The sequence below is a fragment of the Bradyrhizobium sp. 613_E4_N2_2 genome (assembly GCF_052075995.1).
Lineage (GTDB): Bacteria > Pseudomonadota > Alphaproteobacteria > Rhizobiales > Xanthobacteraceae > Bradyrhizobium > Bradyrhizobium barranii.
In genome coordinates this window covers 1,360,406-1,372,554 of sequence record NZ_CP197234.1, presented here as the reverse complement: position 1 = coordinate 1,372,554, position 12,149 = coordinate 1,360,406, and the positions used below count along the sequence as shown (strand labels likewise).

General features: G+C 59.5%; 9 protein-coding genes. 6 read left to right on the top strand and 3 right to left on the bottom strand.

What is annotated here, in order from left to right:
* Window positions 1-197: 197 nt before the first annotated feature.
* Window positions 198-1,586, bottom strand: coding sequence for a hypothetical protein (locus AB7290_RS06430; RefSeq protein WP_441253365.1), 1,389 nt, complete (start codon window positions 1,584-1,586; stop codon window positions 198-200).
* A 413-nt stretch (window positions 1,587-1,999) separates the two neighbouring features.
* On the opposite strand from AB7290_RS06430, the gene AB7290_RS06425 reads away from it, so the two are divergent.
* Entirely contained in the window at window positions 2,000-2,665 is a 666-nt protein-coding gene (locus tag AB7290_RS06425; RefSeq protein ID WP_085400840.1) for a CPBP family intramembrane glutamic endopeptidase, read from the top strand.
* Window positions 2,666-2,858: 193 nt separating this feature from the next.
* Here the strand turns inward: AB7290_RS06425 and AB7290_RS06420 are convergent, their stop codons facing one another.
* Window positions 2,859-3,308 (bottom strand): MaoC/PaaZ C-terminal domain-containing protein, encoded by a 450-nt coding sequence (locus tag AB7290_RS06420; RefSeq protein WP_063981102.1) that lies wholly within the window; start codon window positions 3,306-3,308, stop codon window positions 2,859-2,861.
* Window positions 3,309-3,675: 367 nt separating this feature from the next.
* Here AB7290_RS06420 and AB7290_RS06415 point away from each other — a divergent pair, with 367 nt between their 5' ends.
* Both AB7290_RS06415 and AB7290_RS06410 read left to right on the top strand, forming a co-directional pair.
* Complete coding sequence (locus tag AB7290_RS06415) at window positions 3,676-6,162, top strand: arylsulfatase (RefSeq protein WP_201266167.1); 2,487 nt, start codon at window positions 3,676-3,678, stop codon at window positions 6,160-6,162.
* A gap of 255 nt (window positions 6,163-6,417) precedes the next feature.
* A complete protein-coding gene (locus tag AB7290_RS06410; protein ID WP_354078643.1) occupies window positions 6,418-8,211 on the top strand; it encodes an adenylate/guanylate cyclase domain-containing protein in 1,794 nt (597 codons plus the stop codon).
* 181 nt (window positions 8,212-8,392) lie between these two features.
* Here the strand turns inward: AB7290_RS06410 and AB7290_RS06405 are convergent, their stop codons facing one another.
* Window positions 8,393-9,304, bottom strand: coding sequence for an alpha/beta fold hydrolase (locus AB7290_RS06405; protein WP_245344058.1), 912 nt, complete (start codon window positions 9,302-9,304; stop codon window positions 8,393-8,395).
* Window positions 9,305-9,543: 239 nt separating this feature from the next.
* On the opposite strand from AB7290_RS06405, the gene AB7290_RS06400 reads away from it, so the two are divergent.
* From AB7290_RS06400 to AB7290_RS06390, 3 genes are all read left to right on the top strand, one after another.
* The gene (locus AB7290_RS06400) at window positions 9,544-10,158 is read left to right on the top strand and encodes a TetR/AcrR family transcriptional regulator (RefSeq protein ID WP_201266168.1); all 615 of its coding nucleotides are present in this window, start codon (window positions 9,544-9,546) and stop codon (window positions 10,156-10,158) included.
* An 85-nt stretch (window positions 10,159-10,243) separates the two neighbouring features.
* Window positions 10,244-11,104: a DMT family transporter gene (locus AB7290_RS06395; RefSeq protein ID WP_085400841.1), complete on the top strand. Its 861-nt coding sequence runs from the start codon at window positions 10,244-10,246 to the stop codon at window positions 11,102-11,104.
* Between the two features lie 143 nt (window positions 11,105-11,247).
* A complete protein-coding gene (locus AB7290_RS06390; protein ID WP_085400843.1) occupies window positions 11,248-12,117 on the top strand; it encodes an alpha/beta fold hydrolase in 870 nt (289 codons plus the stop codon).
* The last annotated feature ends 32 nt before the right edge of the window (window positions 12,118-12,149 follow it).

Below are 12,149 nucleotides of genomic sequence, written 5' to 3'. Positions count from 1 at the left end.
AAGCCTCGGTGCGCCTCGTGAAACCGGCTCAAGAACCTTCAGCCGTTTCGCTGCGCGGCTGGCGGATGGTTTCCTCGGGCGTGCCGATCCTCGGCCATGATGCCGGCATTCATGAAGCCGACGCAGGTCGAGACATCGGAAGAAGGCCATCTCGTGCGTGACCAGCATGATGATGCCTTCGGCGCTTCTGGCCCCGGTCACCCCTTGGCAGCAACGTACCCATAAAAATTCATAAGAAAGTCCCGAACGGCGAGGGGCTTGACGGCACCGGTTTTTTCCTGCGGATGCGGTATCACGTAGTCTCCATCGCCATATGAGAAGACCTTCGCCTTCACGTACCCGTTCATCACTTGTATCTTCTCGCGCAGCACGACCCAGTGCATTGTAAACGCGGAGCCTTTATCGGACTGGTCGTCATAGTCGATCATATTGGCGCTTATGAAAAGACATACGCGATATCCGCTGTCGAGCAGCCGGTTGGCTTCGTTTACATCGTCGATGTCTTTGTTGTATCGCGAAATGTTGGTATTCTCCCGCACGTCCCGGTATCCTGCCTTGCGAAACCATTGCTCCATTTCGCTCGGCAGGGTGACACCCGCAAGATCGCTGATCTTGCCTGTGTCGTCGAAATCGAGGAACCAGTTCTCCGAATCGCGTATGGAGGCGCATGTCAGCCAATCGACGTGGTCCAGCGACCAGGGTGGCGTGAAGTTCCTCACATCCTTTCCCGGCTTGATCAGCAGGCGGCCAAGGTTCGCCTGCCCCTTCTGATAGAGATCGATCGCGAACCGCGCGTAAGACCCTGGCTTGTCGGACGCGTAGCCGAACATCAGGGCGGATGGCCCGCACAGACTTCCCTGATCTTGATTGATGAGGCTCGGCTTCGCAATGCGCCTGAGAATACCTATGCCGACGCGGTGTGGGTCGAGCTTCGGAAAGAACGTCGTCCTCGTGTTTTTCAGGAAATCGCAGACCATTTCCGCGGCTAGTTTTTTCTGGTCGGAATTGAGGTCGTACGGTCCGATCCCGCGCTTCTCCTTGTATTCTTCTCCGACGAAGAGCGTGATGAGCTTTTTCGAGGTGGGGGAGAGCGTTCTGGAGGTGTTCGCAATGGTGGTCAGGTCGTCCAGCTCGAATGCGGTGACCATGCCGTCTGCGACGGTAGCCCGGATGATGTCAACGATCTCTGCGTAGTCCAGCTTTGAATCGTCGATGAGGCCTTTGCGAAGTGCAGCATCGACGGAAGGAGTCGCGATTGCGTCCCATTGGCCCTTTGGCAGGGTGGGCTTGGCAGCCGCCTTCGTCGACAGTTCAACGAGCCGACTGAATGTCGGGCCGGCAGGCCGAACATAGCCGTCAGGCGTGCCGGGAAAGTTCTTCTTTTGGAAGTACAGAATCGAGTTGTAAAGGCCGTCGCTGGCGTAACCGGTCACGACCATCTGTGGTTTAAGCGTGTTCTCGGCGCCGCCGTCGGAAATGGCGATCTTGTTGAGCAGCGAAATGACCAGCTCCTGATCCTTTTTCCAGTTTTGGCAGCTGCGCCCTGTCGTCGCGAACCGTCCGACCTTGTCTTTCAACTGCAGCATATCGCGCCTCCCCGGAACGGGAATGCTGCCTCGAACGTCCTGACATGCAGCCGAGGCAGGCGCTGTGGCAAGTCTTCCCGCTGTAGGGTTGGTCGCCCCTGCCGTCCCTTGTGTTCATTCGCAAGGACAGCGGTCGCCCTGTGGCGAGGTTCACGAATGCGTTATGTCTGCCTATCGGGGTAGACCGGAATTCGTCGGCGCACCGCTAGAATGTCGCGAATGGCCCATCAGCGAAGTGGCGACACCTTTCATTGAGGTCCGCTTGGTGGCGTAGAGCGGACTGACTTTACTCACTCTGCGTTCTTCGCATTTTGACCCTAAGCGGTCATCAGAGGCGGACAACCAACGATACCGGCATGGACGCTTCGTTCCAACTGTCTTAGGTTCAAGCCGCAGGTAATCTACAGGCGAGCATGGAAGAACGCTCCTCCGGCAATTCTAAAGAGCGCGCGAATAATCGCTCCATTACGCAACCGTTAATATGGTGGTTCGTTCTAGCCCTTATGGCGCTAGTTGCGTCACAAGTCATGCGGCTGCATCAACATCAAGCGCTAAGTTGGCTTCTCTGGGACTATGCGGGTCGGATCACTGCTCTCACCATTTTGGCGGCAGTGCCTTCTGCTCGAATCGCTGCATTTCCAACAGGTGAACGTCAAATTTCACTTTTTGAGATTGTCCTTTGGATCGTCGGAATTTGCTTGCTAGATCGCTTTGTCCAGTTGCCGCAATCTCTCCTCAATGCGGCATTCCCTACAACCGTTCTCGGCGCATATCCGCACCCGACCGGATGGCTAAAAGCGTTCGATCTTTTTTTTGGCTTAGCCTTGGTAGCTATCAGCGAAGAAGTCATATTTCGCCGATACATCCGGCTAGCATTCCGGCCTTATCTGGGTGACGGCATCCTTGCCGTTCTCACTACGTCAGTTTTGTTCGGCGCAATTCATTGGTGGGCCGGCCTTGGTAATGTCCTTTCTGCGGCTACTGTTGGCCTTTTCCTCATGTTAATGCTGCGGCGGTCGGGTGTGCTATGGCCGGTGGCACTCGCGCATTACCTGCTAGATTTGATCAATTTCGCCTAACGCGCCTTGCAGGTTCGGAAGTCTTACGACTGCTCCTGGCCCATCAGCGAAGTGGCGACACCTCTCATTGGGGTCCGCTTGGTGGGGTAGAGCGGACTGACTTTGCTCACTCTGCGTTCTTCGCATTTTGACCCATAGCGGACGTGAACATTTTGCGTTGGCAAGCGCCGCCAAGACGGACGGTGGCTCGTTGCTATGGACCCGCTCGTCTCGCAACGAGAATATTGGCTATACACTGCAAGACGATTTCGTTTTGTTGATTGCGCACTCGGATTTGGTTGCGCACGATGCCTCGATCAGGTTTCGACTTAGACTCCCGCTTCTCCAGAACAATCATTTCAAGATCGAGTTCATCTCCTGGGCGTACCGGGTTCGGCAGCCTTAACTCATCCCAACCCATTCCGGCGAGGACATGGAGCCGAGGCTGGAGCTTCGGCGTGAGCGAGATGAAGATCGAAAACGTATGGGCGCTCGATGCGGTTAGTCCTCCAAAAATTGAACGTGCTGCTGCCTCCTCATCGAGGTGACGGGGCGCTGGATCATATTGCTTGGCGAACTGGACGATCTCTTCCTTCGAGACCAGATAAGGACCAGCCTTGCTAGTCATACCAATTTCGGCATCTTCAAAATACAGCTGGGTCATGGCTTCGTCCTCTGCGGATGAAGTAAATCAGGCACGGCTCAACGCGGCGGGATTATAACCCTTTTCAAGCATCAATTTCTGTTCTTGTCCGGCTAACCCGCACGTCGTTCAGGCCATTCGCACCAATTTCCAAGGCAGACTTTCCCGGATGAGCAAACACTAAAGGTCATCATCCGAAAATCAGCTTGTGGCCCATCAGCGAAATGGCGACACCTTTCATTGAGGTCCGCTTGGTGGCGTAGAGCGGACTGACTTTGCTCGCTCTGCGTTCTTCGCATTCTGACCCGTAGCGGTCTTCCATTGATCTAGATCAACGTGAGGTACATCCAGGAAGTTTGGTTCAATCGTCGAACAAGAGAGGACGCTTATGAGCGATCATCCAGAAGACGGTCCCCCGAACGAATCCTCCTCAAACGCATTCGAAAAAAAGAGGCGCGGCAATGACGGCATGCAACGACGCGACCTTTTGCTGGGTGGTTCGTCGCTCGCTGCGATGACGGCTTTGGCGGCGACGGCGCCAGCGACCGCTCAAGTGCAACAGGCTGCACCGGCACCTGCAGCGGCACCCGCATCGACGGGGCCGAAGCTTGGCGAGATCCTGCCGTTTCCGCAGCCGCCGCGTCCTGTCATCACCGAGCCGGATTGGCGCAAGGTGCCGCAGCCGAAGCCAGTGTCGATCCGGCCGCCGAAGGGCGCCCCCAACATCCTGGTCATTCTTCAAGACCAGACTTCCTATGCGGACCCATCGACCTTCGGCGGACCGATCAACTTCCCGACCATGGATCGTCTCGCCAAAGAGGGGCTGACCTACACGAACTTTCACGTCAACAGTCTGTGTTCGCCGAGCCGCACCGCGCTATTGACCGGACGCAATCAACATCAAAATAGCCAAGCCGCTGTAGTTGACGGTGCGACCTCATATCCCGGCGACACCGGCATGCGGCCAAAGAGCGTTGCGCCCATCGCTGAAATTCTTCGACAGTGGGGCTATTGCACGTCGATGTTCGGCAAAAGCCACGAGACGCCGCCGTGGGAAACCAGCATGAGCGGCCCGTTCGACCGCTGGCCAGCGCGACAGGGCTTTGAAAAATTCTATGGCTTCATTGGCGGCGAGAAGAACTTGTTCCGGCCCTACCTCGTGGATGGCACTACCGAACTCGGCGTGCCGCGCGACCCAAACTATCATTTCAACGTCGATATCACGGACAAGGCGATAGGCTGGATACGTGGTACGCGCTCGCTGACCCCGGATCGTCCGTTCTTTATGTATTACGCCACGGGCGGCGCGCATCCGCCTCACACGCCGCCGAAAGAATGGCTCGATGTCTACAAGGGGAAATTTGATCAGGGGTGGGACAAGCTACGCGGGGAAATTCTTGCGCGTCAGATAAAGATGGGCCTGATGCCTCCGGGCACCAAGATTGCTGAAAACCCTCCTGAAATTCCAAAATGGGACGCCCTTTCGGACGACGCGAAGAAGGTGCTTTCGCGACAAATGGAAGTCTATGCAGGCTATGCCGAGCATACCGACCGCGAGATCGGGCGTTTGATCGATGCCATCGGGGATCTCGGCGAACTCGACAACACCATCGTGATCTATATCGCCGGCGACAATGGCGGCACCGCGATCGGTGGTCTAAACGGAACCTACAATGAATGGTCCAACCTCAACGACGCCCCCGAAGACATCCCGTATCTCAAGACCCGAATGGACGAGTATGGCGGACCGAACTCTTACCCCAACTATTCGGTGGCCTGGGCAATGGCCGGCTCCACGCCGGCAACCTGGTGCATCAATGCCTGTCAGGGCGGCGGCCAGAATCAGGGCATGGTCATTCGCTGGCCCGGCGGCATCAAATCGAAAGGGGAAATCCGCAGGCAATATACCCACCTGATCGACGTTGGCCCCACCATCCTTGAAGCCGTCGGCATCCCCGAGCCAAAGATAGTCAACGGCGTCGAGCAAATTCCGATGGCCGGCACCAGCATGATCTACTCGTTCGACGATGCGGCGGCAAAGGATCGCCACACCGTCCAGTACAATGAGTGCAGCGGCAATCGCAGCATCTACAAGGACGGCTGGATGGCCTGCGTGATGCACCGCGCGCCATGGGAGAGCAGCCCCCGCGTCGATGACTACGCCAAGGACAAATGGGAGCTTTACAATGTGGCCGTGGACTTCGGACAGGCCACCGACCTCGCCGCGCAAAATCCCGCGAAGCTGAAAGAACTGCAGGATCTATTCCATCAGGAGGCGATCAAGTTCGGCGTTTATCCGATGGATGACCGCTCCTTCGCACGGTTGAATGCGACCAATGCCGGACGGCCCGACATCATGGCTGGCCGTACCGAGGTGACCTACTACGCCGGGATGACCGGCATGGCTGAAAATGTCTTCATCGACACGCTCAGCCGTTCCTATGTTGTCACCGCCGACCTGGTCATTCCCAAAGGCGGCGCCAACGGCGTCGTGGTCTCGCAGGGTGGCCTGTTCGGCGGCTGGAGTCTTTACGTCAAGGATGGAAGACCCAAGCTCGCCTACAACTGGCTGGCGCGGGAGAAATACTTCATCGAAGGCAAGGAGGCTCTACCGGAAGGCAAGGTCACGCTGGTCTATGATTTCACCTATGACGGCGGCGGCCTGCACAAGGGCGGCACCGGCGTGCTGTCGATCAACGGCAGGAAAGTCGGCGAAGGCCGCATCAATAAGACGCAGGGTGCGGTGTGGTCGCTGGCCGGTGAGACCGCCGACATCGGCATGGATGCCTACTCCCCAGTGTGCGATGACTACGATCCTTGGGAAAACGCCTTCACCGGCACCATCAACACCGTGAAGATCAAACACAAGGCTTGAGCGCAAGACTTGGCCTTTCCCCGTTACGCGAGGAGGGCTCTCTTTGTGTCCCGCGCCAACACCAGTCCGCTCCTGGCCCATCAGCGAAGTGGCGACACCTTTCATTGAGGTCCGCTTGGTGGGGTGGAGCGGACTGACTTTGCCCGCTCTGAGTTCTTCGCATTTTGACCCTGACCTGACATTGACCCTAGCCCAAAAGGAACACCCTGTGCTTTGATACGTGGGACGGAATCTACCGATCTCGCGGGGGCCGTTTTGGCCGACAATTGCGTGGAACGGAGGCTTGCGGCAATTCTGGCGGCGGATGTTGCCGGATACAGCCGCATGATGGGTATGGACGAAGAAGACGTGCTGGCTCGCCTCAAGGCCGCCAGAAAGTCTCTTTTCGATCCCTCCATCGCCGCGCATCGCGGACGGATCGTCAAGACGACCGGCGACGGCATGCTGGTCGAGTTCGCCAGCGCCGTCGATGCAGCGCGATGCGCCATCGAGGTGCAGCGCGGCATGGTTGAGCGAAATGCCGCGGTGCCGCAGGCCAAGCGGATCGAATTTCGCGTCGGCATCCACGTCGGCGACATCATAAGCGACGAAAATGATATCTTCGGGGACGGCGTCAATATCGCCGCCCGCCTTGAAGGCATCGCGCAACCCGGCGGCATCTGCATCTCCGAGGACACGCAACGTCAAATCCGCGGCAAGATCGATATCGCCTTCGAGGACATGGGTCCGCAGAACCTGAAGAACATTGTTGAGCCGATGCGCGCGTGGCGATTGAGAATAAACGCGGACGGTTCTGCGGCAATCTCGAAAAGGTCGCCTGTCGAGACCACCCAGGCTCTGGCGCTGCCCGACAAGCCGTCAATCGCCGTGCTGCCGTTCCAGAACATGTCGGGCGATCCCGAACAGGAATACTTCGCGGACGGAATAGCGGAGGACATCATCACCGCGCTGTCCCGTTTCAAGGCGCTGTTCGTCATCGCCCGCAATTCGAGCTTCACGTACAAGGGACGCGCTGTCGACATCAAGCAAGTGGGGCGCGAGCTTGGCGTGCGCTATGTGCTGGAAGGAAGCGTTCGCAAGGCGGCAAACCGGGTGCGCATCACGGGACAGCTCGTCGATACCCCTACGGGAGGACATCTCTGGGCAGACCGGTTTGACGGTGGACTCACCGACATCTTCGACCTGCAGGACCAGGTCACCGAGAGCATAGTCGGAGCGATCGCACCGGCGGTTGAAAAAGCCGAGATCGAGCGCGCCAAACGCAAGCCTACCGAGAGTCTTGATGCCTATGATCACTACTTACGCGGTTTGGCCAGCTCTTATCAGTTTGCTAACCGGCAAGCGAACGAAGAGGCGTTACGCCTATTCAACAAGGCGATCAAGCTCGACCCAGGTTTTGCGTCGGCTTACGGTCGTGCCGCCCTTTGCTACACCTTTGCCAAGACCAATGGCTGGATTTCAGTCACACCGAGCGAGACTGCCAAAGTAGAAAAGCTCGTTCAGAGAGCGGTTGAGCTAGGAAAAGACGACGTGATCGCCCTCGCGGCGAGCGGATATGTATCAGCGTTTGTTTTACTCGATCTCGGGGGAGGCGCCGCCTTGATTGATCGCGCGCTCGTGTTCAATTCCAATTGGGCCGAGGCATGGTTTTGGGGTGGCTGGGTGAAGAACTGGCTAGGCGAGCCGGAAACGGCAATCGAGCGCTTCGCCCGTGCCATCCGCCTCAACCCGCTTGATCCGTTTATGAGCGGGGTGCGAACTGGGACCTCGCATGCCCATTTCTTCCTGGGCCACTATGGCGACGCGGCATCGTGGGCGGCAATGGCGTTGCAGGACAATCCGGACTTTCAACCTGCGTTACGTATGGACGCCGCAAGCAAGGCAATGGCCGGACGACTGAAGCAGGCACAAAAGGCGGTGGCCCGGCTGCGGCAATTGAATCCTTCGGTGCGTGTCTCCAATCTCAAAAGCGTGCTCGGCCCCTATCGGCGCGCCGAAGATCTCGCTCGATACGAGGAAGGGTTGCGGCGAGCCGGGCTGCCCGAATGACCTCTACGGCCACGGTGCGGCAAGAGAGTGAGAGCCGCAACTTCCGCTCTTGGCCCATCAGCGAAGTGGCGACACCTTTCATTGAGGTCCGCTTGGTGGGGTAGAGCGGACTGACTTTGCCCGCTCTGAGTCCTTCGCATTCCAAAGCGGACATTCCCATCGGGACGATGGGAGACCGAAATCACGCCGTTGCTGCCGCATCGTTGGCAACGATCGCCAATATTTCGGCGGCGTGTGAACTCGCGATAAAGTGCCCGCCATCAGCGACTTCGTGCCATACCGCTCCAGGCATCCGCTCACCCAGCGGTTTGTTGACTGCGTAAGGCACAAACGTATCGGCGCTGCCTTGCCACAGATGAACCGGCCTATGGATCGCCGTGACGTCGAATGACCACTGTTGATAGAGCATCTGCGCATCGGTCACGAGACCGTCAACGCCTTGCCGGAAACACTCGCGTCCAGACTCCACGATGGCACTCAACACATCGTCATCAGCAAGCGCCGCGAGGTCAGCGGGGCAGCTCGCCTTCAGCAATGCCTTCTTGTACTGCTCCGGAAACCGCGTCGCAGCGAGATCGATCAGGTCATACATCAGCTGGAAACCCGGCCGGAAATGCAGTGCAAGGAACCCGCCCATGGCGTCGGTCGAGGACAGATCCTTCGCCGCCCAATTCGTACCGAATGCGCCGTAGGATCCGGGAGCGATGCTGGTCACGTGTATCAGCCTCGCGGGATCGAGATACGCCGCTGCCGCGAGCGCCCAAGGACCACCCTCAGACCAGCCTGTGACCGCAAAGCGATTGGTCTCAAAAGCGTTGGCAATCGCTTCCAGGTCCGCGGCCCAGCCTGCGAAGGTGCGACCGTGTTGAGGATCTGATTTGCCTTGGCCTGGACGGTCCACGCACACAAATCTCAAACCAAGTTTGAGCGCGTGAGACGCAAAAACCTTGGCTTCGAGCCGGCTCGATGGTCCGCCATGATTGTGAAGTACGAGCGGACCGTTCGGGTCGCCGACCTGAAGGTAAGCCAGTGATCGACCGCCGATCTGGACTGCACCTTCGCCAAGGCACGCAGCGTTGCTTGAATTTCTCAAATATATGCCCTCCGTCGGGCCTCGATGACTCGTCGATCTCGCGGAGCCTTTGTCTCAGCCAACCATCTCCTTTTTGGAATTTCTCGATCGTAGGCCGCAACAACGGCCGCCATGGTCACACGGCTGTCGGATGTCTGCAACTGGCCCTCGGTAGCCATTTCCGCGTTCAAAGCTGACGCCGGCTTTCGCCCCGATGCGGGCACTTGCGATTTAAAGACCGATCGGTCTATATAACGGTCATGAGCCGCCAAGCCCCAGTGCAGTCGCCCCGTGGCCGCCCCCGAAGCTTCGACGTGGACGCCGCGGTCGAACGCGCGATGGGGGTGTTCTGGTCGCGCGGCTATCACGCCACGGCGCTGCCGGACCTGCTTCGGGCCACGAAACTCTCGCGTGGCAGCCTTTACGCCGCGTTCGGCGACAAGCACTCGCTCTTCCTGCGCGCGCTCGATCGCTACATTGCCGATGCCGTGACGCGGATGGATGTCGAGCTCGCCCCCCGCAGGGAGCCGATCGACGCCCTGCGGGCCTATCTTGCCGGCTATGTCGACCGCACCAGTGGCGCCAACGGCCGGCGCGGCTGCCTGCTGGTGGCCACGGCCATGGAGCTGGCCGGCCAGGATGCCGAGATTGGTCGTCGCGTCGCGGGCTTCTTCAGGGCCATGGAGGCCCGCCTGGCCGATGCGCTGTCCCGTGCGAAGGTGGCGGGCAAGCTGGCCGACGGTGTCGATCCCGCGAGTGCCGCCAAGATTCTGGTCTGTTTCGTCGAGGGCCTGCGCGTGGTCGGCAAGACGGCGCCGGCGCGGGCCACATCGCAAGCCACCGCTGACGCTCTGCTCGATCGGTTCGTCAGGTAGCAACCCAATCAGGTCAAAAAACCCCGGACGCCTCCGCACTTTGTGCGTCAATATCTGGACTGATCGGTCTTGAAAGGAAGATGCCATGACTGCCATCCAGATCGTCTGCGCGGTGGCCGTTCCCCTGCTCTGGGGCTATCAGTTCGTGGCCATCAAGGTCGGCGTTTCGGAGTTTCCGCCGCTGTTCTTCCTCGCGCTGCGCTTCCTCGCGATCGCACTGCTGCTCGTTCCGTTCGTCAAACGGCCGACGCGCGAGCAGTTCGGCCCTGTCGTCGCGATTTCGATCTTCCTTGGTGGCCTGAACTTCGGCCTGTTCTATGTCGGACTCGGGCTCGGCTCGGGAAGCCTGTCGGCCGTCGCGTATCAGCTCGCGACGCCCTTCACCGTCCTGCTGGCCTGGCCGCTGCTCGCCGAGCGGCCGTCTCTCACCACGTCCGCCGGAGTGCTGCTCGCATTCGCCGGCGTTGTCGTGCTGGCAGCGGAGCCTGGCCTGTCGGCCAACGGGCTTCCGCTGCTGCTGGTGGTCGGGGCGGCCTTCGCATTCGCGGTGTCCAACGTCCTGACGAAACGCTACGGCCCTTTCGATCCCCTGATGTTGATGGGGTGGTCGTCGCTGTTCACAGTGCCGCAGGTCATGTTGATGTCGCTGCTGCTCGAATACGGACAACTGGCGAGCCTCGTCACGGCGGATGGACGCGGCTGGCTGGCGCTCGCCTACACGATTTTCATCGGCGGAATTGTCGGGTTCGGCCTCTGGTTCTGGCTGATCGCCCGCTGCTCCATGGGCCGCGTCGCGCCCTTCGGCCTGCTGCTTCCGGTGTTCGCCTTGACGTCGAGCGTGCTGTTCCTTGGCGAGCGCATGACCCCGAAGTTGATCGCCGGCGGGCTGCTTGCGATCGCAGGCGTTGCGATGACACAAGTCAGACCGAGCGCGCGCCCCATTTGAGCCCGGACGTTGCGTTGTGGCATCGATGTCGTCTGCCCGGCAACGGAGATCACGAGGCTTCACGTCTCGGTGGTGGACCGTGTTGCGACGTGACGCCCACAACTTGCCGTGCGCTAATATCCGGTCGAACAGGAGGGCGTATCATGATGTTTCGCAATCTTCTCGCCGCGCTTGTCGTCACGGTCGCGATCAGCGCGGCACATGCGGCACCGCAATGGCTGAACCTGCCGCCGACGCCGACACTGCCCAGGGCGACACAGAGCGGCTTCGCGCCCGTCAACGGCATCAAGGTCTGGTACGCAATTTTCGGCCGCGGCGAGCCCGTCCTGTTGCTGCATGGCGGCCTCGCCAACGCCAACTATTGGGGCCGCCAGGTCCGCGCGCTGCAACGGCACTATCAGGTCATCGTCATGGACAGCCGCGGACATGGGCGCAGCAGCCGCAATCAGGAGCCCTATGGCTACGATCTGATGGCCTCGGACGTGGTCGCCCTGCTCGATCACTTGGGGATCAGGAAAGCTGCGATCGTCGGCTGGAGCGACGGCGCGATCATCGGCCTCGACATTGCGATGAAGCACCCGGAGCGCGTGAGCAAGCTGTTCGCCTTCGCCGCGAATTCGGATCCGTCAGGCGTTGCGGACATCGCGTCGAGCGACGTCTTCAACGCCTACATCGCGAGAGCCGGCGAGGAGTACAAGCGCCTCTCGCCGACCCCGACCGAGTACCAGAGCTTCGTCGCCGAGATTACCAAAATGTGGGAGAGCCAGCCGAAATGGACGGCGTCGGATCTCGCGACGATCAAGGTCCCGACCTGGATCGTGGACGGCGACCACGACGAGGCGATCAAGCGCGAGAACACCGAGTTCATGGCGGCGAACATTCCGGGCGCCGGCCTGCTGATCCAGCCGGAGGTCAGTCATTTCTCGTTCCTGCAGGATCCCGAGCAGTTCAGCGACGACGTGCTGCATTTTCTGGAGCGTGGCGGTGAGAGGCCCGGAGCGGCAGCGAAGTGAGATATCGTAGGGTGGGCAAAGCGAAGCGTGCC

What these genes read in the sequence shown, in the direction of transcription:
- AB7290_RS06400 (WP_201266168.1), top strand. Translation starts at nt 9,544, where the DNA reads ATGAGCCGCCAAGCCCCAGTGCAGTCGCCCCGTGGCCGCCCCCGAAGC.
- AB7290_RS06425 (WP_085400840.1), top strand. Translation starts at nt 2,000, where the DNA reads ATGGAAGAACGCTCCTCCGGCAATTCTAAAGAGCGCGCGAATAATCGC.
- AB7290_RS06395 (WP_085400841.1), top strand. Translation starts at nt 10,244, where the DNA reads ATGACTGCCATCCAGATCGTCTGCGCGGTGGCCGTTCCCCTGCTCTGG.
- AB7290_RS06420 (WP_063981102.1), bottom strand. Translation starts at nt 3,308, where the DNA reads ATGACCCAGCTGTATTTTGAAGATGCCGAAATTGGTATGACTAGCAAG.
- AB7290_RS06415 (WP_201266167.1), top strand. Translation starts at nt 3,676, where the DNA reads ATGAGCGATCATCCAGAAGACGGTCCCCCGAACGAATCCTCCTCAAAC.
- AB7290_RS06430 (WP_441253365.1), bottom strand. Translation starts at nt 1,586, where the DNA reads ATGCTGCAGTTGAAAGACAAGGTCGGACGGTTCGCGACGACAGGGCGC.
- AB7290_RS06390 (WP_085400843.1), top strand. Translation starts at nt 11,248, where the DNA reads ATGATGTTTCGCAATCTTCTCGCCGCGCTTGTCGTCACGGTCGCGATC.